This window comes from Leifsonia sp. SIMBA_070 (assembly GCF_046534635.1).
In the GTDB taxonomy this organism is placed as follows: Bacteria; Actinomycetota; Actinomycetes; order Actinomycetales; family Microbacteriaceae; genus Leifsonia.
On record NZ_JAWRYK010000049.1, the window covers coordinates 1 to 400 of the forward strand.

Below are 400 nucleotides of genomic sequence, written 5' to 3' on the forward strand. Positions count from 1 at the left end.
GCCGAGCAGGCGCCCGTCGGGCGCGGACCCCAGCACGACACGCTCCGCGCCCGGGCCGAGGGGGAACGGATCCGTGCCGAAGTTCGTCACGATCTCCCACCCGTTCGGCCTGCGGAAACGCAGCACGTCGTCGCGGCCGGTCTCGATCCATTCGAGACCCTCGCCAGTTTGCAGGTCCCGACGCAGACCGAGCGCCCTCCGATAGAGCGACAGGGTCGATGACGGATCCGCCGATTCGGCCTCGACCGCCGAGCCCGCAAACCATGCGGGTTGCGGCAGGTGGCTTCCGCCCGAGCCGAAGCCGAAGGACTCACCGGTGGCCGTCCACGGCAACGGCACGCGGCATCCGTCGCGGCCGAGTCCGTCATACTCTCCACCCCGGAAGAACGCGGGGTCCTGG

1 pseudogene is annotated in these 400 nt (G+C 70.8%); it reads right to left on the minus strand.

The features are described 5' to 3' along the window. Nucleotides 1–400 (minus strand): annotated as a pseudogene (locus SB754_RS19350) (alpha-amylase); the annotation flags it as partial.